The 26,048-nt window shown below is 57.7% G+C and carries 21 protein-coding genes; 9 read left to right on the top strand and 12 right to left on the bottom strand.

Annotated elements, in window-relative coordinates:
- Nucleotides 1-70: 70 nt before the first annotated feature.
- Both I6I94_RS11065 and I6I94_RS11060 read right to left on the bottom strand, forming a co-directional pair.
- A complete protein-coding gene (locus tag I6I94_RS11065; protein ID WP_128087881.1) occupies nucleotides 71-1,270 on the bottom strand; it encodes a thiamine-phosphate kinase in 1,200 nt (399 codons plus the stop codon).
- Nucleotides 1,271-1,287: 17 nt separating this feature from the next.
- Nucleotides 1,288-3,012 carry a hypothetical protein gene (locus I6I94_RS11060; protein ID WP_172425628.1) on the bottom strand — a complete coding sequence of 575 codons (1,725 nt, stop codon included), beginning with the start codon at nucleotides 3,010-3,012 and terminating at the stop codon, nucleotides 1,288-1,290.
- A gap of 431 nt (nucleotides 3,013-3,443) precedes the next feature.
- Between I6I94_RS11060 and I6I94_RS11055 the strand changes: the two genes are divergently transcribed.
- Nucleotides 3,444-3,929, top strand: coding sequence for a DUF3515 domain-containing protein (locus I6I94_RS11055; RefSeq protein WP_236588874.1), 486 nt, complete (start codon nucleotides 3,444-3,446; stop codon nucleotides 3,927-3,929).
- Nucleotides 3,930-4,246: 317 nt separating this feature from the next.
- On the opposite strand, the gene I6I94_RS11495 is transcribed toward I6I94_RS11055, so the two are convergent.
- The 8 genes from I6I94_RS11495 to leuC form a co-directional block, all read right to left on the bottom strand.
- The gene (locus I6I94_RS11495; RefSeq protein ID WP_236588873.1) at nucleotides 4,247-6,955 is read right to left on the bottom strand and encodes an S-layer homology domain-containing protein; all 2,709 of its coding nucleotides are present in this window, start codon (nucleotides 6,953-6,955) and stop codon (nucleotides 4,247-4,249) included.
- A gap of 348 nt (nucleotides 6,956-7,303) precedes the next feature.
- Nucleotides 7,304-8,416, bottom strand: a complete 1,113-nt coding sequence (locus I6I94_RS11045) for a D-alanine--D-alanine ligase family protein (RefSeq protein WP_128087883.1) — start codon at nucleotides 8,414-8,416, stop codon at nucleotides 7,304-7,306.
- A 114-nt stretch (nucleotides 8,417-8,530) separates the two neighbouring features.
- Nucleotides 8,531-9,112 carry a hypothetical protein gene (locus I6I94_RS11040; protein ID WP_128087884.1) on the bottom strand — a complete coding sequence of 194 codons (582 nt, stop codon included), beginning with the start codon at nucleotides 9,110-9,112 and terminating at the stop codon, nucleotides 8,531-8,533.
- Between the two features lie 9 nt (nucleotides 9,113-9,121).
- The gene (locus tag I6I94_RS11035; RefSeq protein ID WP_037235181.1) at nucleotides 9,122-10,207 is read right to left on the bottom strand and encodes an NAD(P)H-dependent glycerol-3-phosphate dehydrogenase; all 1,086 of its coding nucleotides are present in this window, start codon (nucleotides 10,205-10,207) and stop codon (nucleotides 9,122-9,124) included.
- Nucleotides 10,208-10,220: 13 nt separating this feature from the next.
- Nucleotides 10,221-11,075, bottom strand: coding sequence for a lysophospholipid acyltransferase family protein (locus I6I94_RS11030; protein WP_037235180.1), 855 nt, complete (start codon nucleotides 11,073-11,075; stop codon nucleotides 10,221-10,223).
- Complete coding sequence (gene murA / locus I6I94_RS11025) at nucleotides 11,076-12,506, bottom strand: UDP-N-acetylglucosamine 1-carboxyvinyltransferase (RefSeq protein WP_128087885.1); 1,431 nt, start codon at nucleotides 12,504-12,506, stop codon at nucleotides 11,076-11,078. It abuts the gene before it with no gap.
- 368 nt (nucleotides 12,507-12,874) lie between these two features.
- Entirely contained in the window at nucleotides 12,875-13,462 is a 588-nt protein-coding gene (gene leuD, locus I6I94_RS11020; RefSeq protein WP_128087886.1) for a 3-isopropylmalate dehydratase small subunit, read from the bottom strand.
- Nucleotides 13,463-13,472: 10 nt separating this feature from the next.
- Entirely contained in the window at nucleotides 13,473-14,912 is a 1,440-nt protein-coding gene (leuC, locus tag I6I94_RS11015; protein WP_201620711.1) for a 3-isopropylmalate dehydratase large subunit, read from the bottom strand.
- A gap of 103 nt (nucleotides 14,913-15,015) precedes the next feature.
- Here leuC and I6I94_RS11010 point away from each other — a divergent pair, with 103 nt between their 5' ends.
- Nucleotides 15,016-15,876: an IclR family transcriptional regulator gene (locus tag I6I94_RS11010; RefSeq protein ID WP_080727453.1), complete on the top strand. Its 861-nt coding sequence runs from the start codon at nucleotides 15,016-15,018 to the stop codon at nucleotides 15,874-15,876.
- A gap of 66 nt (nucleotides 15,877-15,942) precedes the next feature.
- On the opposite strand, the gene I6I94_RS11005 is transcribed toward I6I94_RS11010, so the two are convergent.
- The gene (locus tag I6I94_RS11005; RefSeq protein WP_201620710.1) at nucleotides 15,943-17,772 is read right to left on the bottom strand and encodes a GTPase; all 1,830 of its coding nucleotides are present in this window, start codon (nucleotides 17,770-17,772) and stop codon (nucleotides 15,943-15,945) included.
- Nucleotide 17,773: 1 nt separating this feature from the next.
- On the bottom strand, nucleotides 17,774-19,549 hold the full coding sequence (locus I6I94_RS11000; protein WP_201620709.1) for a dynamin family protein: 1,776 nt from the start codon (nucleotides 19,547-19,549) through the stop codon (nucleotides 17,774-17,776).
- Between the two features lie 166 nt (nucleotides 19,550-19,715).
- Between I6I94_RS11000 and I6I94_RS10995 the strand changes: the two genes are divergently transcribed.
- The 7 genes from I6I94_RS10995 to I6I94_RS10965 all read left to right on the top strand — a co-directional run bounded on the left by I6I94_RS10995 (nucleotide 19,716) and on the right by I6I94_RS10965 (nucleotide 25,958).
- A complete protein-coding gene (locus tag I6I94_RS10995) occupies nucleotides 19,716-20,495 on the top strand; it encodes a DUF6318 family protein (protein WP_172425681.1) in 780 nt (259 codons plus the stop codon).
- A gap of 159 nt (nucleotides 20,496-20,654) precedes the next feature.
- Nucleotides 20,655-21,464, top strand: coding sequence for a DUF6318 family protein (locus I6I94_RS10990; protein WP_128087889.1), 810 nt, complete (start codon nucleotides 20,655-20,657; stop codon nucleotides 21,462-21,464).
- A 287-nt stretch (nucleotides 21,465-21,751) separates the two neighbouring features.
- A complete protein-coding gene (locus tag I6I94_RS10985) occupies nucleotides 21,752-22,495 on the top strand; it encodes a DUF6318 family protein (RefSeq protein ID WP_201620708.1) in 744 nt (247 codons plus the stop codon).
- A gap of 133 nt (nucleotides 22,496-22,628) precedes the next feature.
- Nucleotides 22,629-23,507 carry a DUF6318 family protein gene (locus I6I94_RS10980; protein ID WP_201620707.1) on the top strand — a complete coding sequence of 293 codons (879 nt, stop codon included), beginning with the start codon at nucleotides 22,629-22,631 and terminating at the stop codon, nucleotides 23,505-23,507.
- A 57-nt stretch (nucleotides 23,508-23,564) separates the two neighbouring features.
- A complete protein-coding gene (locus I6I94_RS10975; protein ID WP_201620706.1) occupies nucleotides 23,565-24,332 on the top strand; it encodes a DUF6318 family protein in 768 nt (255 codons plus the stop codon).
- Between the two features lie 98 nt (nucleotides 24,333-24,430).
- Entirely contained in the window at nucleotides 24,431-25,033 is a 603-nt protein-coding gene (locus I6I94_RS10970; protein ID WP_126500172.1) for a DUF6318 family protein, read from the top strand.
- 130 nt (nucleotides 25,034-25,163) lie between these two features.
- Nucleotides 25,164-25,958, top strand: coding sequence for a DUF6318 family protein (locus tag I6I94_RS10965; RefSeq protein WP_201620705.1), 795 nt, complete (start codon nucleotides 25,164-25,166; stop codon nucleotides 25,956-25,958).
- Nucleotides 25,959-26,048: the final 90 nt, after the last annotated feature.

Below are 26,048 nucleotides of genomic sequence, written 5' to 3'. Positions count from 1 at the left end.
CACTCCATTCTAAGCCCCGGCCCCGCAGCCATGTTTAGGCCCTCCCTCGGCACGTTTAGATGCGCTCGCGTTAGAGGGGCTGATAGTGTTCCCAACCGCGTGCTTGTGCCTGCCGCTGACCCAGCAGCACCCGCGGCTGCTGCCCTTCGGGAACCAGGCACGACCCCAGAGCCACAAACCCCTCCGGTAATAGTGCCCCGGAAGGGAAACATGCCAGCAGTCCGTGGTCTTCTCCCCCACCAAGTACGCACTCCTGTGCCAAGCTCACGTAACTGTCTGCGTCCTCATTGCGCGGCTGCCCGTGCAGGATTGCCTGTGCCAGCGGTACCAGGGGCTTGGACAGGGCCTCAATAGCCTCTGCTGATAAGGAAATATCTACCGCAGAAGCACATGCTATACGCTCTGCATCTTTAAGAAGTCCATCAGAAACATCAAGCATGGCAGTAGCCCCCGCCCGTGCGGCGAGCACACCGGCGGGTACGGGCGAGGTGGGCCGCAGCTGGGCTGTTAGGGCGCGCTGTACCACCTTGTCATCGCAGCGCGGGTGCTTACCCGTTGTTTGTTTGGCCATAATGTCCGCAAGGTACGGGTTGTGGGATTGGAGCAGAAGCCGTAAACCGGCATCAGCCCACCCCACCTGTCCAGCAAAAGCAACGGTGTCTCCTGCTTGAGCGCCCGAACGCAGCACCGGTTTGGGAGTATCCGGGTGCATCCTCCCCATCGCGGTGATACTCACCGTAATATCGTTGGAGGTTCCCAGATCGCCACCGCTGACAGTACACGAATGTGCCCCACAGGCTACGATACTGTCGGTGATCCCCCGGGCGAAGTCCTCCACCCACCCGTAGGTGGTGTGGGCAGGCATGCTCAATGAGACAACAAGGGTTACCGGTTCTGCTCCCATAGCCGCAATATCTGCAAGGTTCTGGGTGGCCGCTTTATACCCCACCTCGTACCCTCCGCTAGATATCCCGGCGGGCCACGGGTCCAGAAAATCTTTGCCCTCCACCAGGGTATCGGTGGTGAGCACCGTGGGGGTGGGGCTACCGGCGAAAACCGCGCAATCATCACCGGGACCCACCAGCAAAGGATCCTCAGCGCCCTGTTGGTGCTGATGGTCTTTTACAGCAGCATTATGGTTCTCAATAATGGGCAAAAAAGCACGCAAAATACGGGATTCTCCCAGGGCGGCAGCGGTAGCATCCCGCAAAGGATGTTCCTGCCGTTGGGAAGAATCCCGTATTGTGCGCGCGTTTTTTTGAAGGCTCACGTAAGTATAATGCCCGTCTACCGTACGCGGTAGAAGTGACGGATAGCGAAACCAATAATGGCGATAGCTAACAGGCTAAAGACGACCAGCGGGATCGCACCATAGGGGCCTGAGTTATTGCTGTTATCAACAGCCGCCTGGTTATTGGAGCTTGACGAGTTCGACTTTGAGGGCTGCTGACTTGACGGCTCAGCCGAAGTGCTGCCGCTGCTGGATGAACGCGAAGTGTTCGAAGGAGTCGAACCAGTGGGCCGGGAATCAGCCGTTCCCGTCACGCTCGGAGTCAACCGCAGGCCACCGTTCTCTCCCTGAGACAGGTACCCGGCCACCCAGTCAGCCGCACCGGGGATAGCCTCCTGGGAACCACTATTAGCCCCGATGCGCCCCAAGGTGGTAACGCCGTTCGGCAGCAGCTCACCGCGAGGGTCCTCGGTCGGAGTGTTAGGCGCAGGCGCGGGGCTGGGGCTGGGCGCTGGCGCAGGAGTCGGCTCCGGCGCAGGCGCGGGTGCAGGAACAGGGACCGGCTCAGCGGTTGGTGCCGGGACAGGAACCGGTGTCGGCTCCACGACAGGAGGCGTCGGCACGGGAGTAACCGTCGGGTCCGGAACCGGAGTAGGATCCACCGGCGGAGTCGGCACAGGATCCGTCGGTGCTGGCTCTGGAGTGGGTGTCGGGTCCGGCGTAGGCGTCGGGTCAGGTGTTGGGGTGGGATCCGGAGTCGGAGTCGGCACCTCAGGGGCCGGGGTGGGTTCCGGCGTGGGCTCCTCAGGTGTAGGCGTAGGGGTAGGATCCTGAGTCGGCTCTGGAGTGGGTGTCGGGTCAGGTGTTGGGGTGGGATCCGGCGTAGGCGTAGGGGCAGGATCCTGAGTCGGCTCTGGCGCGGGAGTTTCCGGGCTAGGCGTGGGAACCTCAGGTGTGGGTGTCGGCTCCGGGGTTGGAGTGGGCTCAGGCGTTGGCGTAGGAGCCGGAGTCTGAGTGGGCTCAGGCGTTGGCGTAGGAGCCGGAGTCTGGTTCTGCTCAGGGCTCGGAGTCGGTACCTCAGGGGTAGGGGTGGGGTCCGGCGTAGGGGTAGGCGTCGGCTGCTGAGGGGCAGGTGTCGGTGTAGGAGCCGGGGTCGGGTTCTGCTGAGCAGGCGCAGGAGTCTGATCCTGTGCCGGAGCAGGGGTTACCTGCTGGTCATTACCACCCTGATTATTACCGTCCTGAGCGGGGGCAGGGGTCGGGGTAGCATTCTGGGCAGGCTGCTGCGGTGCAGGGGTTGCCTGCTGATCCGGTGTAGGAGTCGGAGTATTATTAACCGCTGCACCAGTATCGTTAGCCGCCGCACCCGTAGCGGCAGGCTGCGGGGTTGGAGTTACCTGCGGGGTGGGAGTAGGCGTTGCCTGCTGAGCTGCTTCAGGCGTGGGGGTAGCATTATTAGCCGCGGGGGTGTTCTTCGCGGGGGTTGCCTGCGCGTTCGGCGTGGCATCTGCAACGGGCTGCTCACCGGTCTGTGCAACCGCAGGTTGGGCAGGGGCAAAGGATGGCGGGGCCTGAACCTCCTCCATACCGGCATTCACATTATTAGGAGTTCCGGTGGCATTATCAGTTGGTGCTTGAGTGAGAGCGACTGCGGGGTGCACAGGCTGCGGGGTGTGCACTAGTGCAGCCCCGGGCAGAGACACAGCGGCAGGGAGTCCCCCGACCGTCAGTAAGGCGGTCGCTACACCAGCTGATACCACCTTGTGGTTTTTATTTCCCAAAAGGTCATCCTTATATGTTTTTGAGTGAACATGAATGTGCCCCAAAAGTAAGGGTGCTTCTAAATATTAGCGAATATTCCCAGGAATTTCTTCCCGTAACAAGCTTTATAACAAAATCATAACAGGTAAGTTTAACCACTCAAACATTAAGGCATAGCTTCAGGTTCATGTTCTCATAAAATATTTCCTGCAGCTTCCCTGCCCTTCAACCTTCTCCACACAGCCTAGTCAATACCCGATAATACGGTAGAATGAAGGGTGTGAAACAGCTATCTCAGCCCGCACGCACACACCGCCTCCTTCGCGCCCTCAGCAGGTCTTTTACTGCATGTGGGTGCATATTTTTTCTGAGTGGCTGTGGCGCCGGGACAGTCAGTCTAGAGCCCGCGCCGGATGCCGCGAACCCGGTGTGCGCATACGCACTAGTGGCAATGCCAGAGACCCTCACCGGATTCCCCCAGCGGGAAACCACGGCACAAGCCACCACGGCTTGGGGAGATCCCGCAACAATTGTTCTCAAGTGCGGCGTGTCGGTCTCCGAACCTGTCTCGGATCCCTGTGTTGAGGTAAACGGTATTGACTGGATTCTGCGCCCCCAAGATGCTGAATCAGACCCTGCGAAAGCTGCCAGTGCCACCGCTAGCTCACATAATACGGCGCCAGCAAACAGCGCCTCCCCCGCAGCTTCTCAAAAGGCTGGCACGAGCACCCCAGCCCCGGTAAGGACCTCCAATGTTCAGCGGTCGGGCGGAGTGTGGACAGCTACCACCTACGGCCGTACCCCGGCTATTGAGGTGACGTTCGATGCTGACAAGGTACCTTCATCTACTCTACTGACCAGCCTGAGTTCAGCGGTGAAGCAGATTCCCGCTCAAAAGAAATGCACCAACCTCAACGAAGTCCCCGGCGGCCATTAATGCATATAAATCCGTTTTTTGTCTAACAGTATGCACAACCCACCGGTATACTCGACAGCTTTAACTTTCCTTAAACCTACCGGCTATCGAATTATAGCTCCCCCGCGCTATTACGCCTTTATAGCGGAATTTATAGCATTATTTAAGCAGTCGTGATGGGGCTTATACACCCGGCTTGAGGTTCGCCATCATATTTTATTTCTCCATCGCATATAACTGAATACTTATTTATATATAGGGTATAAAAACACCCAATCTGCTGGTTTTATTCAACAGATTGGGTATTTTAGAGGCAGCCTCTTCGCTAGCTATTAGCGTTACTTCTTTACGATAGCGCTATAGCGGTGAATGAACGCGGCCATTGCATCACGGTGAATAGGCTCACCCGGACGGTAAGTGCCGTCAGACCAGCCTTTCGTAATACCCTGCTGCTTCAGCCAAGTAATCTCCTGATAGAAAGCATCACCATTCTGCACATCGTTAAACGGTGAGTTCACCGGAGCCGTATACCCCGGAGCACCAGCATAACGGTAGAAGAACGCCGCCATCGCATCACGATTCACCGGATCATGCGGACGGAACGTACCATCCCAATAACCAGTAGTAATACCCCTCTGATGCATCCACACAATCTCCTTATAGAACGGGAACGACGGATCCACATCCTTAAACGGAGACTCCTTCGGCAAAGTAACCTCGGGAGAACCAGCCATACGGTAGAAATACGCAGCCATCGCAGCACGCTCAACATTCTGACCAGGACGGAACGTACCATCCGGGTAACCGGTAGTGATGTTCTGAGAACCCAACCACTGAATCTCAGCGTAGAATGCCGTATCCTGGTTCACGTCCTTGTAGAGAGGAGTATTAGGAATCGGCTTAACGTCGGGCTTCTGATCCGCAGGCTTGACGGTCAGCGGGGTTTCCGCATGCATCCCGGCCTCAGCCGAGACGGTGGCAGCTACAGCCACGTATTTCTTGGAGGCGTCCAGTTTGCTACCGGGAATGTTCAGCGTCACTGAGAAACGACCATCGTTAACGTCAGAAGCGTTGATAAGCTTCTCATCCACAATCGACTCACCCATGGGTTTGCCCGAAGCGTCAGCCTCGTACACCCCTACACGCACACCCTTTGAGGTGATGTGACCGTAGAAGCCGCTGCCGTTTACCTGCAGCTCGTTATTGTCAGCTGCCGTATCAAGCTCGGTCTTGGACGCCTGAATCTTGGGGTCCGCCTGCTTCGTGGGAGTGGTGGGGGTGCCCTTGGGGTAGGTGACCTCGTTCGTGGACTTGGTGGGGGTTACCTGAGCGGTCTCTGCGGGGGCGCAGGTGTCCTTATCCTGGTTACCGCCAGCAGCCTCAACGTTTACGTCCAAGGTGAGCGAGCGGATAGGATCCTTACGGTTGCCTGAACCAGTCAGCAGGGTAATGCTGTGCTTGGAACCAGCGGTCCACTGCTCCGGTACTGAAATGGTGGCCGAGAAGTTGCCATCAGCATCAGCATCCACAAAGATGTGTCCCTTACCCTCAACGGGGGTAGCACCGCCATCGAACTTCACGGCAATCTTGGAAGGTCCGCCTTCCTTATCTTTGAATGCCTTACCGGTGATGGTCAGTTTGCCTTTCTCCTGTACAACCTTCTGCACAGAAGCGGTAGCACCGTCATCAGCGGCGGCGGTAACCTGTTCACCCTGGTCCGGTTTAGCGGCGGGTTTCTCGGTCACGGTGGTGTTAATCTTCACCAGTGAATTCGCGTTAATTGGGCTCTCTGCACCGTCCTTGCCCTTGGGCTCGGTTGTGGATTCGCGGTACTGCCCAGTCTTCGGGTCAATGGTGTAGTCCGTCTTAATACCCTCAGCATAGGCATCACGCGTAACAGCATAAGCGGTACCCTCGGGGGTGACCAGCACATCGTTAGCGCCGTTCTTACCGGCATTCACCTCAGCAGATACGGTACCGGTGCGGGCGTCAATGACACCCACCTTGCCGGTGGCGAAATCGGTGGCGTACACCAGGTCGTTTTTCTCATCGGCGGTAATGGACAGGGTCTGCTTACCGAACTGGATGCTCTTCTTGTACTCACCAGTGTTCAAGTCATAGACGGTTACCCCGGCGTTGCCTTTAGATACACCGCTCTGGCGATCCATCTCACCCTGGGAGGAGACATAAATCTCCTGCAGGGACTTATCAATGGTCACATCCGAGGGGCGCAGAGCTGCACTATCCACGTCCTTGTGCAGGGTGATAGTCTTCTCGTTCTCCAATGTGCCGGTGTTAATCACATTCAACGTGCCAGCGCCCATAGCCGGGACATAAAGCTTACCGCCGGATGAATCAAGTTCCATGTTCATGGCGATGTCCTCTTCACCGTTATTGGTGAACGCAATCTTCTTGATAACCTCGTGGGTCTTCAGGTCGAAGACGGTCACGCCGCCGGAACCCGAGACAAAGGCCCGGCCTGAGGCGGCATCAACCTTAACTTCGCGCGGATGCTTCACAGCACCCTCAGAAGGGTTAGCCTCGTTATAGCTGCTCCACACCAGCTGCTTGGTGTTAATGTCATACACAGAAACGGCGTCACTACGAGTCTGAGTCACCCAGATAGTGCCATTAGCCTCGTCCACTGCGATACCGTAAGGAGCTGCCACCTGCTTACCGGTGGGGGCGTTAGCGCCGCGCGGGGTGAAATCCACGGTGGAGGGCTGAAGCACCTGGGTGAGGCTGGGGCCTGCGGCGTTTTCATGCCACACACCAATACCGCCGGTCAAAATCGGGGGGCGGCCATTAGCGAACGTGGTGTACAGGTTGCCGTTCGAATACGCCAGCTGATATTCACCGGGAAGGCCCTGGTAGCTGGTTGCGGTAGCGGCAACGTGGCGGCAAGAATCGTTGTTCTCAGCTGCTGCTGCAGGAGGATTCTCAGCCGCGAACGATGCGGGAACAGCCGCGAAAGAAGCAGCGACGATAGAGACGGCGCCTGCAGATGCCAGAAGTTTATGCATAGGGCTCTTGTGAGAATAAGTCATTGTTCATCCTCAATGATATGTAATGTGAGTAATTCCCCTTTTCCAACCACGGAGAAGAGTTCAGAACCGGCTATTAGACACACATAGTGTTTAGCCTAGACTTATCAGCCGGTGTCTCCATGCTACCACTCAGGCAAGGCTAACCCAATGAAAATGAGATATTTGACACTGTGGCTCATCCCATATCTGTCATTATATGCGTTAGTGGGGCGCGGGCTTCGCCGCTACGGAAACCAGCGCCCCACAACAAAAGCAATGCAGCTGCCCCCTATTGCTTCGGTATACAACACCTTAAAGCGGGGCGTGTGCAATAAACGCTGTAGCGCATCATGTGAAGTTTTTCGCTCACTACCGCAGGCCTACTGGGCGTTCCAGCGCCAGCATCAGCAACTCATCAATAAGATCCTTGTACTCGATCCCGGTTTTCTCCCACATGGTCTTATACATCGAGATCGGCGTGAACCCAGGCATGGTGTTCACCTCGTTAACGATCAGGCGAGCATCGGGGGTGTAAAAGAAATCAGCTCGGGAGATACCTTCGCCATCCAGCGCCAAGAATGCCTTGACCGCCAGCTGACGCATACGCTCCAGATCCTCGGGGGGTAGGTTAGCGGGGCAGCGGGTCACAGCGGTAGTCTTCGACACATATTTGGCCTCAAAATCGTAGAAGCCTCCCTGCTCCCCCTGCATCTCAATCTCGCCGGGGTATGATGCGCGGGGCATATCGCCATTATGACCATCCAAAATACCGCACTCAATCTCGCGGCCCACAATACCGGCCTCAATCACCACTTTCGGATCATACACGCGCGCCTGCTCAATTGCAGGCACCAGCTGCTCAGCTGTGTCTACCTTCGTGATGCCGAACGACGAACCTGCACGAGCAGGCTTGACAAACATTGGGTAACCCAGCCGGGCCACACGTTCCAGCGCCCCGTCACGGTCATGGCGCCACTGGCGGTCTGTGACCACCTCATACGGGCCAACTTCCAGCCCGGCATCAGCAAACGCAACCTTCATAAAGTGTTTATCCATACCCACGGCAGAGGCGGTCACCCCGCACCCCACATAGGGCAGGTTCGCCATTTCAAGCAGGCCCTGAACTGTGCCGTCTTCACCAAAAGGCCCGTGCAGGAGCGGGAACACAACATTAATGGCGGGGCCAAACTCAAGGTGCCCCGCCGAGTCTACAAGATGCAGCCGGGAATCCCCCGCGCCCAACGGCAAAAACACCTGCTGTGCGCTGCCGGTGAACTCTGCCATATCCGATCCTGCGGTGAGCTTCTCCAATTCTTGAGCATCCGTCAGGTACCAGCGGCCGTCCTTGGTAATGCCCACAGGTACCACCTCGTATTTGGCGGTATCTATCGCGCCAAGCACCCCCACGGCGGTAATCAGCGAAATAGAGTGCTCCGAAGAACGCCCACCACACAATAGAGCCACGGTAATTTTATCGGTCATTGTTTCTCCCGGTTCGTTTCGGGGCGTACCCGCCCCACTTACAGCCCATTGTATCGTCTCTTACGGGCCTTTCTGACACTAGTACCCAAGCTGCGGTAACCGCAGATACCGGGGTCATGGCGCACGGTGAATACGCAGCACAGGCCCATCAAATAGGGCGGTAATCAGCTGATGCATGTGCTCATCGTCGGTGGTGAGAGTGGCGGTGCGGGGGCGCCTGGGGTGAGTTTTTACCGGTTCCATCACACCTGTACCCGCCAGATGACGAGCGGTAATAGTTAGCACCGCCACACGTTCACGCCGCGTTGGAAACTCAGTGTGCAGTATCTGCTGCAGATGCTCAGACACGTTCATGGTGTCCTCGGCAGAACCTGCGGCTGCGAGCACTATAGCGGTTTGAGGCAGCAGGTATGCCCATCGGCGGAATGCCATGACCCCCGTCATCTCCTCGGGGCACGAATCAGCCTGTTCGTCCCAGGGAACCACCACAATATCGGCGCTCTCAAGAGCCTCGTATATATCGGTGGTGTAAGTCACCGGAAGCTGGTGCGTGGTTTCTCCCGTATCGGCGGGTTCCCACAGGTATACCGGGCGATCACACTCGGTCTTGTGAGCTACCGACCCTGTAGCTGCAGCACACAGCGCCCCATACCCTGCGGAGCCCAACACGGCGATGGTTACCGAGCTCAGGTTCATTGCGCGCTCTTAATGCCCTTCATGTTTAAGGGAACGCCCCAGCAGCAGCGGCGCTAGCTGCTCCACGCTAATACGCCCGGTCAGCACCGCAACCACGGCCTCCACAATGGGCATCTCCACACCGTGGCGGCGCGCCAACTGCGCCAATACCGGAGCCGATTTAATGGACTCAGCGGTCTGGCTCATATGCTCCCCCAGCCGGTCCGGGGTAACCCCCTCAGCCAGCAGACGGCCCGCCGTGTGGTTCCGTGATAGCGGTGAGGAGCAGGTGGCAATCAGATCGCCCATACCAGCCAGGCCGCTCATTGTGGCAGGCTCACCGCCAAGAGCCACCGCCAAACGGGTGGTTTCAGCAAGGCCACGTGTCATCACAGATGCTTTTGAGTTATCGCCATAGTTGCGGCCTTCGCACATACCAACGCACAGGGCAATCACATTCTTAACCAGCCCCCCAATTTCAGTGCCTACCACATCCGTATTGGTGTAGGGCCTGAAATAGCTGCACGCACAAGATTTAGCGACAATCTCAGCGACCGGTAAAGTTCGGGCCGCAATCACCGAAGCGGTAGGTTCCTCCCCCATAATTTCGGTGGCTAAATTGGGGCCAGATAGCACGCACACGCGGTGCGGAATATGCCCGATCGCCCGGATATCAACGCCGCGCATTGCCAGCGCCTCCTCCAGTTCCTCGGTAATCACCTGCGACATGCGCATCCCAGTGCCGGTCTCCAGGCCCTTTGCCAGGGATACCAAAAACGCGTGGGGCTCAATAAAACGCGCGAAAAGTTGCAGCTGCGACCTGAGAACCTGGGCAGGGAGGGCAAGCACCACAATATCCGCCCCGGTGAGGCCCTCACGCGCATCTGCAGTGAACAGCAGGTTATCGGGCAGTTTCATGCCCGGGAAATAGCGTGCGTTCTCACGGGTCTGAGTGCACCGCTCCATCGTGCTGGCCTCTCGCCCGATGAGCACCACCTGCGCCCCGGTATTGTTCTCCCGCGCCGAATCAGCCGCGATCTTTGCGAAAGCAGTGCCCCAGCTACCGGCACCCAATATCGCGATCTTACGCACCTGCCGCTGTTCACTCTTCTGCACGCTCTACCACCTTCTAGTTTTCGTCAGGTTCCCCAAGAGTACCGGTCACGCCCGTGGTCTCCCCCGGAAGTTCACGGCGTTTCGTCTTGGGATTCCACCGTCCCTTGGGGGCCTGTTCCCCGCGGATGTGCGCCAGCAAAGCGGTGATTTCATCCATCATCGCCTCGGTGACAATATTAAGCTCGGTGCGGGTACGTTTGGCCTGCGGCGACGGGTCATCTACCAGGGCCGCTATATTCATTGGCTGCCCAATTTTAACGTGCACCGTTTTACGTGGCCACAGAGAAACTTTGCGTTTCTCCTTCTTCTTGCCGTCGGGGCCGTCTACATACTCGTAGCTGAGAATCTGCTCGTCTCCCCAGTGCGCCACCGGTATAACGGGTGCGCCGGTGGCTAAAGCCAACCGAGCTGCGCCAGTACGCGCCTGCATCGGCCAGGTATCAGGGTCATGCGTGGTGGTGCCTTCCGGGAAAATCACCACGGCACCTCCTGCTTCCACCACAGACCTGGCGGTAATGAGTGACTTTCGGGCATCAACAGACCCGCGAATCACCGGAATATGCGCCATTTTACACATGAGCCATCCGAGCACCGGGGCCCGAAACAAAGAATCTTTCGCCAGAAAACGCGGTAGAGCGCCGCTAATAAACGGCGCGTAGGCCACGGTAATGGGGTCCACCTCTGTGGTGTGGTTAGCCACCACAATGTACCCGCCCTTCTGCGGCAGGTTCTCACGCCCCTCAATCTTTATGCTGGCGATGGCGTGGTAGGTGGGGCGGACCATGGTGCCCAGCACCCTAAACAGCCGATCGCCGCTGGTGCTGGGGGCGATTGTCGGCAGCGCTTTCTTTCCCTGCTGACCGCTCATTTAGTCCTGAACCTCAACGGTCTCAGGGGTGGGCACATCAATTTTGGCATCGGGCTTGGGAGCCTCGCTGGCCTTGCGTTCAAGCACCTCAAAGGTGGCGCCTAGATCCTTGAGTTTCTGCTCGAAGTTCTCATAGCCGCGTGCAATCACCTCAACACCGCTCACTTCGGAGGTTCCTTTAGCCGCCAGTGCCGCAATGACATGGGAGAAACCGCCGCGCAAATCGGGCACCTGGAAGTTGTCGGCCATCAGAGCGGTGGGACCGTTAATAATGGCGGAATGGCCGAAGCTCTTGCCGTAGAACCGGCACGAAACGTTACCGATGCAATCACGCAGCACCACAATATCGGCACCCATCTGCTTGAGCGGGTTAATGAAACCAAAACGGTTCTCGTACACGGTCTCGTGCACAATGGAGGTACCCTTCGCCTGGGTGAGCGCCACCACGAGCGGCTGCTGCCAGTCGGTCATGAACCCGGGGTGCACGTCCGTTTCAAACACCACCGGCTTCAGCTCACCACCGGGGTGAGTGAAGCGGATCCCCTTATCTTTCCCGTGATCAATGACTTCGTAACGTCCCCCTGCCTTACGGAAAACATTAAGAAACGCCGTCATATCCTGCTGGTCAGCACCGCGCACAAAAATATCGCCGCCGGTAGCGAGCGCCGCTGACGCCCAGGACGCTGCCTCATTGCGGTCCGGCAGCGCAGTGTGGTCGTAGCCGGTGAGCTCATCCACGCCTTCAATGACGATGGTGCGGTTATCGTTAACGAAAATAATGGCACCCATCTTCTGCAGTACGGCGATGAGATCAATGATTTCGGGCTCAATCGCGGCGTTCTTCAGTACGGTTTTGCCCTGTGCGCGCACTGCGGTGAGGAGCACCTGCTCGGTGGCACCCACTGAGGGGTAAGTTAGTTCAATGTCAGTGCCTTTGAGCCCGTCTTCGGGCACCTCCAGGGTGATGCCGCTCGCATCGTCTTTGGTAACATTGGCGCCGAACTTACGGAGTGCGTTGAGGTGATAGTCGATGGGTCGGTCACCGATTTTGCAGCCGCCCAGGTTGGGGATGCGCGCGGTTTTAATGGTGTGCAGCAGCGGGCCAACCATGAGGATGGGGATACGTGAGTTACCACCGAAGAGCTGGATATCTTTCGCGTTGCGTTCGGCGGTCTGGGAGTTGTGGTCGGGGGTGAGGGTGAGCACGCCGGTTTCGCGGTCGTAATCAACTTTCGCGCCGTGCAGCTCGGCGAGGATAGTTACGACTTCTACATCGCTAAGGTCTGGGACGTTACGCAGCACTGAGGGGGTGCTGCCGAGCAGGGCAGCAACCATTGCTTTGGGCACCAGGTTTTTGGCGCCGCGAACCGTCACCTGGCCCTTGAGCGGGGTTCCGCCGTCAATGCGAAGCTTGCTGATATTAAGGGTCATGGTGATTGTCCTTATAGTAATCGGCCGCCGGTGTCAGCGGTATAACTGGGCACGTGCGTACTCGGTAAATGCACGCAACAAGACATCATTATTCTACGGCCTGTACCGGGTAGCTCCAAACATGTTCACCCTGTGCAGCGGCGGTGAGAGGCTGCGCACGGTGAGGGCCATTCTGAGGCGGTACTGCATCGCGGGGAGCATCTAAGGGTGGGAGCTTAAATACCCGAAATACGAAGTTGTGATTGAAGTTTTTTAAACTGTTGCATACAGCTTAAAAATTATCTGCATCTCGCGATTAGGGTTCCTCGCAGCAGCTACTTCACGTCCTTCGCCGCTAAATATAAGGAGGCAAGGCAACGGGTGTTGGGTTACTGGGTTCGGGGCATCCAGGCGGGCCTGCGTGCCTCGTACGCTTTGATTGCCTCAATATTTTGCAGGGTCAGGCCAATATCGTCGAGACCTTCCATGAGGCGCCAACACACATAGTCGTCTAGCTGGAAGGGAACCGTCAGCGCCCCCACTGCAACGGTTTTTTCTTTGAGGTTTACGGTGATTTCAGTTCCTGGCTCATCCTCAATAGCTTTCCAGATGAGTTCAATATCGTCTTGGGCAACTTGGGCGGTGACCAGCCCCTGTTTACCCGCGTTACCCCGGAAAATATCGCCGAATCGTGCCGAGATAACCACCCTAAACCCGTAGTCTTTGAGGGCCCACACGGCGTGCTCACGGGACGAGCCGGTCCCAAAATCAGGCCCGACCACCAGCACGGAGCCGTGACGGTAAGGCTCTGTGTTGAGGATGAATTCGGGGTCTTTACGCCAGTTGGCGAAGAGAGCATCGTCGAAGCCGGTTTTGGTGACGCGTTTGAGGTACACGGCTGGGAGGATCTGGTCGGTGTCCACGTTTGAGGTGCGCAGGGGAACGCCAATTCCGGTGTGCTCAATAATCGGTTCCACGGTGTTCTCCTTAGGCCGCTGCAGGCTGGTAGTCAGACAAATCAGATGGGGAGGAAAGGGTTCCGCGCACCGCCGTGGCGGCGGCGACTAGGGGTGAGACAAGGTGGGTACGTCCGCCTTTGCCTTGCCGCCCCTCAAAATTGCGGTTTGAGGTGGAGGCGCACCGCTCCCCCGGGGCCAGCTGGTCGGGGTTCATTCCCAGGCACATGGAGCATCCGGCAAACCGCCAGTCTGCGCCAAAATCTTTAAAAACCTTATCGAGGCCTTCTTCTTCGGCTTGTGCGCGGACTTTCTGCGAGCCGGGAACGACCATCATCCGCACCCCCGGGGCCATGGTACGGCCGCGAATAATATTGGCGGCGGCCCGCAGATCTTCAATACGTGAGTTGGTGCAGGAGCCTAAGAAAACCACGTCTACCGGGATGTCCTTCATTGGAGTTCCGGCGGTGAGGTTCATGTACTCTAAGGCACGGGCGGCGGCGGCTTTTTCGTTCTCGTCCTCAAAGTCATCGGGGGACGGCACGGCCTGGCTCAGGGGAATACCCTGTCCCGGGTTAGTGCCCCAGGTGACGAAAGGCTCCAGCTCATCCGCATTAATGTAGATTTCTTGATCGAAGACGGCCCCCTCATCGGTGGGCAGGGTCTTCCAGTAGGCCACCGCCTCATCCCAGTCCTGCCCCGTGGGTGCATGTGGTCGTCCTTTGACGTACTCAAAGGTGGTTTCGTCGGGCGCAACCATGCCGGCACGGGCACCTGCCTCAATCGACATATTGCAGATGGTCATGCGCCCTTCCATCGACAGAGAATGGATGGCCGAGCCACGGTATTCAAGTACGTAGCCTTGACCGCCCCCGGTTCCGATCTGGGCAATCACGGCCAGAATAATGTCCTTAGCAGTCACCCCCGGTTTGAGGGTGCCTTCAACGTTAATGGCCATGGTTTTAAAACGCGCCAACGGCAGGGTTTGGGTGGCCATCACGTGCTCAACCTCAGAGGTGCCAATACCAAAGGCCAGCGCTCCGAAAGCACCGTGGGTTGAGGTGTGCGAATCGCCGCACACCACGGTCAGCCCGGGCATGGTCAGCCCCAGCTGCGGGCCAACCACATGCACAATTCCCTGTTCTTTATCTCCAAGGGGGTGGATTCGCATCCCAAATTCAGCGGCGTTACGGCGCAGAGTCTCAATCTGAGTACGTGAGGTGATATCCGCAATAGTTGAAAAGATATTCTCGGTGGGGGTGTTGTGGTCCTCGGTGGCAATTGTCAGATCCAGCCTGCGCAGGGGCCTGTTCTCAATGCGCAGCCCTTCAAACGCCTGGGGTGAGGTGACTTCGTGGACGAGATGCAGGTCGATGTACAGCAAATCGGGTTTGCCGTTTTCGCCGGGTACCACCACGTGGCTGTCCCACACTTTTTCCGCGAGAGTTCGCGGACCGGGGTGAGTCACCATTTTTCCTCCTATTGGTGTTTGGGGTGTACTCATCATGATTTTGTTTTGATGGGGAGTCTACACAGTACAACGTATCTTCCACATTCTGAGATACACTGAAAGTATGACCGTATCCGCACACAATCACACATCATCTTCATCTCGTAAACCTACCGGGTCTCATCATGCCACCAGGAGTGTTCCTCCGGTCACGGCGCCGCTTAAGGCGCCGCAGACGCTCAGGGACGATCAGCGGGTGGTTGAGGTTGAGCCGGTCAGCTCCTCCGGCGTGGGTGTGCTTGACAAAGCCACCCTCATTCTAGACTGCCTTGAGGCGGGGCCGGTAACTCTTGGACAGTTGGTGAACGCCACGGGCCTTGCCCGGCCCACCGCACACCGTCTCGCTGTTGCACTCACCCACCATCGTCTTGTGGCGCGGGATGTGCAGGGGCGTTTTATGCTGGGGCCGCGTCTGTCGGAGCTTGCTTCCGCCACCGCCGAAGACCAGCTGCTGGCTGCCGCCGCACCGGTACTTGATAAGTTACGGCACGCCACCAACGAGTCGGCACAGATTTACCGCCGTCAGGGTGACTGGCGTGTCTGCGTGGCCTCTGCGGAACGCCCCGTGGGTATGCGCGAAACCATTCCCGTGGGTACCCAGCTTTCAATGAAAGCTGGCTCGGCAGCGCAGGTTCTTCTGGCTTGGGAAGACCAAGGCCGCATTATTGAGGGGCTGCGCAATGCGCATTTTAGCGCCGCAATGCTCGCCTCGGTGCGGCGTATTGGCTGGGCGCAGTCCGTGGGTGAGCGCGAGCGCGGTACCGCATCGGTATCGGCCCCGGTGTACTCCCCCACTGGGAAGGTTATCGCTGCAGTTTCGATCGCTGGCTCTATTGACCGTATGAGCCGCCAGCCCGGGCGCATGTACGCCGAGGCCGTTCTTGAGGCCGCCGCCGCGCTCACCGCAGCGTTACGAGCCAGCTAGCACGCGGCGACGCAGACCACCAACCCGGCACGCCCCGGTTCGGAGTATTCTCCGTACCGCGTGATGCTACCGCAGGTGGTTACGGTAAGTTTCCAGGCGCATTATTTCGTTCTCGACGGGGTGCACAACCTGCTCGTTGAGAGCGGCCTCAAGGCCCCGGGTGAGGGCGCGCTGTATCCTTTGACGGTATATTCGCGCGCCCATGGCGGTAAGCGCCCGCCCTGCCCCCGCAGCCACAATCCCCAATAGCACCCCTAAGAGCAGCAGCAGAGTAGGCACCGGCACGGGTGAGCCGTCCGGTGTGGGCGGTGGCGGAAGCGGCACCTGAAAGTATGCTGCTGCCGCCATGCCGGTGAGCCACAGTACCCCCGCTAGGGCGCTCAGCAACGCCACCCACTGCACACTATTCAGGAGCGCCCACCACCACTGACGCCGGTCCGTGCGGTAGTCAACACCCGCTATAGCGCGTTCAAATGCGGCAGGCAGCTGCTGTTCGTGTTCTAGGGCGGCGTTACGAATGCTGCTGTTCCAGGGCTCTTCAATACCGTGTGCGGTTTCGGCGCCAAATGCACGTACCGAGTTCGCCACGGATGCCCGCTGCGCTGGGCTCAGCGGGGGTAATGACGAGGCCACCAGGTGCGCGGGAGCCGCTGAAGGCTGCCCCGGTTCCGCATCAAACAGCTCATTAACGGCGGTGTCCTGTCGCGTATCAGAGCCGTCCGCGTACCCCAGGTGCAGGCGCTTCAGCGGGTCGGGCCGGAATTTAGCAACCCAGCGGGTCGCTATCCACCCGGTGCGCGCCCCGGCACGGCGCTTGTAGGAGCTAACCGCTGCATCCAGCACGGTACCCGCGCCGCTGGCTGTGAAACATGAGGCGGTGAGTGTATCCACCGACTCTTCGCTAATAGAGGCCTCCACCGGGCCGCCGTTACGGTCTGAAAGCTCACCGTGGATAGCATCCAGGTCGGCAGTAACCCGCTGCAAAGCGGCACTTTTCGCGGCAGCCACCTGCCCCAGTAACGATTTGAGGGAGTCCAGCCCGGCACCTGTGCGGGCTGAAACCGCGATCGGCTCAGCCAGCAGGTGGTGGCTAATACCGTCCTGAACCAGCAGCTGCCGCAGGGAGTCCAGTACCTGGGGAAGGTCGTGTGCATCCAGCAGATCTGACTGGTTAAGTACGCACAGCATCGTGCCGCCGTGTGCGGCTAGGGGCTCGATAAACTCGTGGTGCAGCACCGCATCCGCGTATTTCTGCGGATCTACCACCCATACGAGCACATCCACATACCCCACCATGCGTTCTACCAGTTCACGGTTATCGCGGCGTACCGAGTCGAAATCGGGTAGGTCCAGCAGGATTAGCCCGCCGGAGCGGGTGTGGGTCTGCCCTTTACCAACCATGGTGCGGATGCGGTTCCACAGCCCGGGGGCGGGCACCCTAGTCTCATTCAGGGCGGCGCTGGGTGTCTCAGGCACCAGCATTTCAGGTGCTATAGGTGCTTCGGCTGGGTCTTCCAGCGGGTACACCCGTTCAGAGACTCCAAGCCAGTCAAGGACCTCTTCGCTGCCTTCCCTACCCCATACGGCGGCCTGCGCGGCGACCGTGGTGGGGCGGGCATGGGCGGCACGGGCAAGTTTTTGGCCCGCCACAGCGTTAAAAAGGGAAGATTTACCGCTGCCAGTCGCCCCGAAAAACCCCACGATAGTGTGCTCGGCTGAGAGGCTAAGACGCTCACGGGCACGGCTGATGGTCGTGGCGCTACGCTCTATAAGGGTTGTTTCGATACGCCCACGGCCTGCCTCAAGCGCGGCGTTGAGCGAGTCTGCACGCTCTGTGAGTGTGCCGCCTCGCTGGCGGGCCATGGTGGTGCTCGAAGGAACGAGTTCGTCGCTCATGCTACCCCCTTATTTCTTTGCTGGCGGGGCTGCCGTCCACGGCTAGTTCATGACCAATACGGTGTGTCTGCTGTGCGGCCTCAAGAACCTGGGCTGGCTCAGGCCCCGCATTAACGGTATTGAGGGAATCGGTGAACCGCTGCCGGTGTACATCCAGCAGGTTTTGCATCCGCTCGATGAGGTCGATGCGGGCACGCTGGGCCATCCGGCGGGCAGCGTCCTCACCGAATACCGACTCCAGAAGCTTAGATCCCACCACGCCGGAGCCGCCTGCGATGCCGATTTCCAGCCCGGTCAGCCCACCGGTTGCGGAAAACACAGCGACCATCAGTAGCACGGCGGCAGCGTTAACACCCAGCGAGAGCACGCGTGCACGCTGGCGTTTACCGGCGCCTTCGGCGCGGATTGTCTCAAGGATTCCCTGCTGCCAGGCACGGATCTGCTCCGCAACCTGCGTCTCGAATGTGCTCTGCTCGGTCTGCACCTGTTCGGCAGTGACGCCCGCATCATGTTCCTCAAGAAGAAGCGCACCCGGGCGTTCTGATCCCCACGAGCGCCGCACCTGTTCGGCGGCACGGGCGGCAGCGTCCACGGCCACTGCGTGCAGCCCGTGCTCTAACGCCTGTTCCACTTTTGCGGCTTGGGCGGGGGTGCCCCGCATGATCCCGACTAGCCGGTCCCGCAGGCGCCCGATTCCAGATTCTAGTGAGCGGAAGAACTCTCCGGTGCCCACAAAATCTTGCCAGCGCATCAGCACCTCACCGCGCAGTAGCGTACCGTCGGAGGCTGCCTCACGGATGTTCTCCAATGCGGTGTCGTAGGCGTCATCCACTGCGGTGCTGAGCCGGGTGAGCGTCTCGTGCTGGGATTTTTGTTCTGCGGCAATAACCTGCAGGTCTTCGCCCAGCCCGTTAATAGCGCCGCTGAGGGTACGGCGGGCGATTGCCGCGCGTGCCGGTGCGTCTGCCCCCAGCTGCTCTAGCCAGTTCCGCACTTGGCCTATGGCAGCGGGCGGCAGCAGGCCGCGGTTATCGCGCTTCTGCTCGGGGATGCTTACCAGCAGTGCCGGGGTGATCCCAGCTTCACTGAGCATATGTTGCAGGTCTTCTTCTATTTCGTGTTCGGCGCCTTCTGGTACTCGGTTGAGCACCACCGCCACCGTAATGTTGCGTTCGGCCGCCCGGTGCAGTAATTCCCACGGCACGGCGTCCGCATATCGGTTAGCGGTGGTCACAAAAAGCCACAGGTCGGCGGCAGAGAGCAAATCTTTAGCTAACCGCCGGTTCTGCTCAGAGACGGAGTCAATATCTGGGGCATCAATAAGAGCGATGCCGGGCGGTACCGTCTGGGTCTGTAGTGTCACCAGCACATCGGCTTCAGTGTGTGCGTCAGCTCCCGGCACTGTTTCTCCCGCGGCAACGCTATGATGCCTCATGCTCGGCAGGTAGTGCTCGGATCCCAGGTAGGGTGCATCTTCGGAGCGATGCAGCAGAACAGGCTGGCGGGTGGTGGGGCGGATGGCCCCGGCACGGGTGAGGGGCTCGCCAAGGAGCGAATTCACCAGCGTGGATTTACCGGCACCAGTGGAGCCGCCCACAACCACGGTGAGTGGAGCATCCAGGCTGCCAGCACGCGGCAGAATATAGTCATCAAGTTGTTTATTGGCCGCACGAATACGTTCACGGGCTAAGTCCGCGTTGAGGGTTTCTAGGGGAACATCACAGTGGGCGAGTAGTTCGCGCACACGCATAAGGTGCGTATAATCGGTGTGTTGCACGCAAACAGTTTATCCTGATTTGTGTGTGTAATGATACTCCGACTGGTTCAGGCACCTTCCCAATATGCGTGTGCGGGGTGCCTTCTGCTACGGTAGTAAGTGCTAGCCGCGAGTGTTTATGGCCCGATTAGCTGGCCGCATCACCGATAAGGATGGGACCCCATAAATGCACCATAGTTTTGCTCGTCGCGCGCTCCTGACGCAGACTGCCATCGTAGGAGCTGGCTCCCTTTTGAGTGCGTGCGCGGGTTCTTCTATTTCTACCGCGAATAAACGTCCTGCTGCCGCTTCTTCGGCGGCGCCTTCACCAGTTGCAGCTTCTCCCCAGGTGGACTCTGCCTCAGGCTCGCAGGTGCGCGGTCCGGTGGTTCTGCCAGCCCAGTACTATGAGACAGCAAATGGGCCGTTTGAGGCTGGCACATTGGAGCACGGCCCCCAGAATGTGGCTAAGCCTAAAGAACCTGAAAATATGCGTGAGCTTTCTGAACAGGGCATTCTAAGCTTCCTGCAGTACTGGTGCGCGGCGCAGAACTACATGTACCTTACCGGTGATATTTCTCTCTTTGAGGCTTTGCCAGGCAACGATAAATACAGCACAAATATCGGTATTTATTCGAAGCTTTACTCTCGTGATGAGGGGTGGGTTGTGTGTGATACTGAACGCCCCACCGGCATTACTCTCAATACTGACAGGCCCGTACGGATCGGCTCTTCAGAGGTATTCCGCTGGGAGTCCATGTACACGGTCGATAATAAAGCTCACCTGTACCTGCTCAAGGCACAACGTAACGTGTCTTTTACTGACATGTACGGTACAACCCGCCGGGCGGATGTATTCGTCAAATACGGTGACAACGGTTGGCAGATGATGGATGATGCGGAAGTTTCGGCGGCGAAGGAGTCGCTGGCCCCCTCAGCATCCGCTGCGTCCCCGTCTTCCCGGTAGCAGCCGCATAATGAGCACCGCCGCTGACACCACCCCTTCCCGGGGCAGCTGGATGTGAGTAACAGCTCTAGAACTGGCGACGTATTCGTTTGTGGTTTTACCCTGCACCGCATAGGCTTTGTATACAAGTTGCGGTGTTCTTAGAAGGGATAGTCCACCATGATTCGATCTGCTGTTGCCTCACGCCGTATTTTTTTGGTTGGAGCAGCCTCTTCGCTGGGTGCTGCGGCGCTCTCCGCCTGCGGCTCTAGTTCTTCTTCCCGCACCGCAGGCAATGCAGGTGTACCGGCAGGCGGTTCCAGTGTTCAAGCCACCACCGCGGATACCCGGGAGAACCTCTCCGGGGAGCTGCTGTGGCAGCATTACAGATCCGCTGGCCCTCAGCCTTCAGCCGGGTCAACGGCGGCACCTACCGGCAACCCTGCATCGCTGCAGTCGAAAGCCACAGATGTTCCCGTACCCACCGAGTACGACTATATGCGTGATGAGGACACCTCGGGACTAAGATTCACGTTCGCTTACTATATTGCGGCACTCAATTATGCGCGAGCTACAGGCGATATGAAACCAGCATTGAAGGTGGTGCATCCGCAGAACCAGCCCGCTATTGCACAGTTGCAGGGGTATGAGCAGTTGTACATGAGTACGACGCAGTGGATTGTGGGTGGTTCGTGGACAGTCTCCCTCACCGAGAAACAACCGGATGAGAAGGGCTATAAGTACGCTTGGGCCTGCTCAGTGAAGCAAGAGAGCGGTGTGCTGGTTAATGCTGCCGCTAACACGAATACTGTCCTGCCCACGGAGGAAGCCCGCGCAATGCGTACACTGTACGGTATGTGGGAGGGTGAACAGTGGTGGATTATTTCAGCTGAGCAGTACGATCCGTCAGCCAGTCCCCGACGCACAGCCCTGCCCCAGGTGACTCCCACGGTTCCTGCGAAAGTTGTGACCGTTCCTGCCTCTCGCTAGACCCACAATAGTGTGCGTCTGCTCTAGGGCCGGTAGCGTATAACCCATAATGTGCCTCAGGTGCGGTGGACTATAAACTATGTGATGTTCCAGATATATTTTTGAACGTATCCCCCGGGTTTTACAATCCCGGGAACACCTTGTGTGCATCAGCGCAGGTTGGGGTAAAACAGCGTGAGACAAGCGTCTGCGTAGTCACCGGTTTGCGGCCTCAAGATGATGGGGGTGGGCACGCTAGAGTAGGTATAGAATAATGAGGATTATTCCCGTTGAAAGGAGCCGTCGCTATGTCCCGAGCTGCACTCACCCGTAGAACTGCAATAGCTGCTGCGGGGCTGACGTCGGTGGGAGTGGGAGGCGCTTTCCTGCTGGATACGATTAACTCCACCTCAGCTAACGAGCAGCGGCCGCAGGCAGGTTCGCAGTCCCTCACCCCCGCGCCCACACAGTCGCCGGGGTACCGGGGAGACGTGAAATTCACCTCATACTCTGGGGATGTGGAGGCTGTGGTTCTTGGGAATGACAATGCGAAAGCCAAGAATGTGCCCGCCCCGCAGGAGCCTCACGGCATGACCGAACCAAATGTTGAGGGGCTGTATAACTTCATTGGGTTCTGGGTTGCTGCGCATAATTACCTGTTATTAACCGGTGATGCTTCAGCGCTCAATAAGGTCACTGACGCCCAGTCGCAGGAGGACGCGAAGGAGCTGGGGGAACTGTACGCGAAGGGTGCATGGCTGCGTAGCTCCACGGCACACCCGTTTACCCTGTCGTTGGATACTGAGCAACCGACAAAAGGCGAGAGCGAGAACACCTACATCTGGAAGTGCACACCGGGGTTTGACCCGCAGGCCCGGATGGTGGGGGCCGCAAACACTATTTACGAAGATTTTAAATCTAATTTCGCGGTCGATACCGATCCGCTGTTTGTAGTGTATGACCAGGGTTCGTGGCACATGACGTACGACTTGCTGCCCGAGACACGCGGTAAGGTTCCAGAGGCTGCCGCTGGCACCACTGCCCCGGCATAACCTTCACACGAGCCTGCCTGATATTGGTTCCCAGGATTTTCGCCGTAAGCTATAAGGTGGCGCACCCCCACAGGCAGATGTGCGGGCGGTATAGTTGATGTATCTCAACCTCGCCGAGTGAAAGATTGGGTATATGACTTCCGACTTGACGCGCCGCACAGCTTTAGGTTTTTTCACCGTAGCCGGTATAGCTGCTGTCTCAGGGTGTTCCAATTCTATTTTTTCTTCTACTTCCGTTAAGACGCACACCCCTTCCTCGAGTGATTCTTCCGAGCCTGCGACAACGAGTTCCGAGGCCTCCCCCAGCTCCTCTTCGGCCTCGTCTACCTCGGCTTCTCCCTCATCATCATCTTCATCTTCGTCGAGTAGTTCTGACTATTCTTCCGAAGCCAAGATTGATAAATATGACACATCAGCGGGCAACTTTGAGGCAGCCACCAAGGAACACCCGGCAAGAAACGTGCCTAAACCGGTTAAGCCCGAGAAGATGAGCGAAAACTCAACCGAGGGTCTGAAAGCGGCGTTAGGGTACCTTTCGGCAGCTTTGAAATACTACTATTTGACCGGGGAAACCGAGTTTTTGCGTGAGGTACGTCTGCCAGAGAACACATTGTCGGAGTATGAAAGCAAAGGTGCGGTCATCCGGGAGAAACGAAGCTGGTACGGTTCTCCCGAAGTGAAGATTTACCTCAATAGCCCCGAGCCGACAAAAAGCGGCGATAAGTATATGTGGCCGTTTACCGCTAAGACGGATCAGGGGCCTTTCATTGTGAAAGATGGTGAGTACAGGTCACTATCTTCATACAGCCGGTATGGTGAATCACGCCAAATGGCTGTGGGTACATACGAGGGCGGGCACTGGACGATCATATGGCATTCGCGTAGTTCCAGCAGCTCTTCGCCAACCCGCAGCCCGTCGTCGAGCAGCAGCTCCTCGTCTTCCTCTAGCAGCCCATCACCGTCCGAAAGTTCTTCCTCTTCCTCATCATCGGGTGGCGGCAACTTCATCTAATTGTTTCTAGGTGTCCCCACACCTTCCGCCCCTCACGGTCGGTTCAGGCCGGAAAGGATGGCTGCGTTGGCCTCTTCCATTACTCGCCGCACGGTTTTGGGCATGTTTTCGGTCGCTAGTGTTCTTTTTACCAGCGGGTGCTCCGGCGCTATAGTGTCGGCGCCCGCCAAGCCAGCCCTAGCGGAGAACCCCTCGGCGGCCGAGAGCACCACACCTGAGAGTGATGAGACGGCGGCGCCAAGCGCCTCCCCCACGTCTGCTGCTAAGGACTACAGCGGGGAGGCGAAACTTGAAAAATATGATACGTCGGCGGGCACCTACGAGCCAGCAACTAAAGAGCATCCCGCCAAGAACGTACCAAAGCCGGTGGTTCCGGAGCATATGTATGAAGATTCGGTGGCGGGGATGCACGCCACAATTGCCTACTACGCCGCGTGCCTAACCTACCTCAATATCACCGGAGACCCCTCACCCATACGCGCCCTCAAATGGCCGAATGAGAGCTATAAAAGTTTCGAGAAAATGGGGGCAGAAACTAAAAACGGTACGCTCTGGTACGCAAACCCAAGTTTCAAGATTGTGCTCATTACCCCGCAGCCCACTCAGGAAGGCTCACAGTACCGCTGGCCGTTGCGCATCGTTAACGATCTGGGCTCTTTCGCGGTAAAAGACGGAAAATATACGGAGCTTTCGCCTCAAGACCAGCATTACGATAAAGAGGTTGTTGGCCTTGTCAATTACCAGCAGGGGCGCTGGGAATTCCGGTGGGAAGGCGATGAAGATGACGACCCTTCACCGTCGGCAAGCCCGCGCGCGTCCCAATAATACATAACCATTACGGTGGGCTTTGTCGCCCTCATATTTTGTGCGTAAACTATCATTGCATTTGTTTTAGGGTTCTATAAATCTGTGAAAGGACAACGATGTTTCCTGCCGTGACGCGCCGCTTTGCGTTGGGATTAGCTGGCGTAGGCGGCGTGGCTGCTGCGCTCACCTCGTGCGGCGCGGGAGCAGATTACAAAGGCGAAGCGAAACTTGATAGATACGACACCTCCGCTGGCCCCTATGAGCCAGCAACTCAGGAGCATCCCTCGAAGAACGTGCCAGTTCCTATCAAACCCGATAATATGGGCGAGAATTCCGTGGCAGGGCTTCATGCAACAATCTGTTACTTCGCGGCTTCTTTGCAGTACATGATGAACACGGGTGATTCCCAGCATCTGAAAGACATCAGATTTGACCGGGAAGATCTGAAAAGCTACACCGATGTCGCGGAGCTTTTTGACGATAAAACCTGGTTGAGTGAGGTCACGGTAACTATTGAACTCACCACTTCCGCCCCAATCAGGAACACTGATGGCTACCAGTGGCCCGCCAAGCTCACCATGAAACAGGGTGATTTTGCGCTGATCCGCGGCAAAGTCTCGCAGGTTCCGCAGAACCGTAAACTGGTGCAATCCGAGGGTGATATTACGGGCCGCTATGTTGAGGGGTCCTGGAATCTGAGCACACCAAAGAAACGCTAGGATCGGAGCTCAGCCCGAGCGTGGCGCCCTGCGTCAATCATGCTTCAGGGTATGCTATTCTCTATCACGACACGATAGCAATCACCGAAATATTCACTCGCAAACCAAAATTTTGAAAGGTATAGCTCTCATGTCATCCCCCTTGACCCGGCGCACTGCACTTAGTGTCATTGGTCTCAGCAGCGCAGCTTTTTTGGCTGCGTGCAGTTCTGAGTCGCAGCAGACCACTACCACCGCCTCTGCACCGTCTCCTTCTGAGCCTTCCTCAAGTACATTTGAGGTTCAGAGCGCATCTCCCCGCGCATCCCGTACCGCAACTGCCAGTGCCTCTGCGACGCCTTCAGCGTCTCCCTCCGAGTCTGCCACCGCCACCCCCTCAGCTTCTCCCACCGTTGAGGAGAAAAAGGACTTTAGTGGTGAAGCGAAGATTGATAAATACGACAAGCCCGGCGAATATATGGCTGCCACCGAGGAACACCCGGCGCAGAATGTCCCGGTCCCAGTTCAGCCTGAGTCCATGAAAAAAGATAATGCAGCCGGGTTTGCGGGCGCATTGGCCTGGTTTGGGGCAGCGGTGGATTATCTGCTGCAGACTGGCGATATGCAGTACGTTAATACGGTAACCCTCAATACTGAGGCAAAGAACGTACTGCAAGGCTACGCGGAGAGTACGAAGAAAAGCGAGGCCGATAAGATCTGGTATGCGAAGCCGTCCGCCTCGTTAATTATTACCGCCCCGCAGCCGGTGTATGCTGGCGGTTCGTGGAACTGGCAGGTGAAGCTGAACATTGACGTGGGCGAGAAGATTTACCGTAAGGGTACGCTGCAGGATACGCCCGCCGATAAACGCCATATCTACATGTCTGGTGAGGCTGTAGGCACCTATATGAACGGTATTTGGGATCTGAATATGGATATTAACTAGGTTCGTTCATTCTCTTCCCGGCAGGGTTTCCTGATGTGTGTGCCCCGCCGGGAAGGGTTCGCCTAATCCGCTGGGGCACTGATGTTTCAG

The organism is Rothia aeria (assembly GCF_016726365.1).
Lineage (GTDB): Bacteria > Actinomycetota > Actinomycetes > Actinomycetales > Micrococcaceae > Rothia > Rothia aeria.
This window is presented reverse-complemented; position numbering and strand designations above follow the sequence as displayed.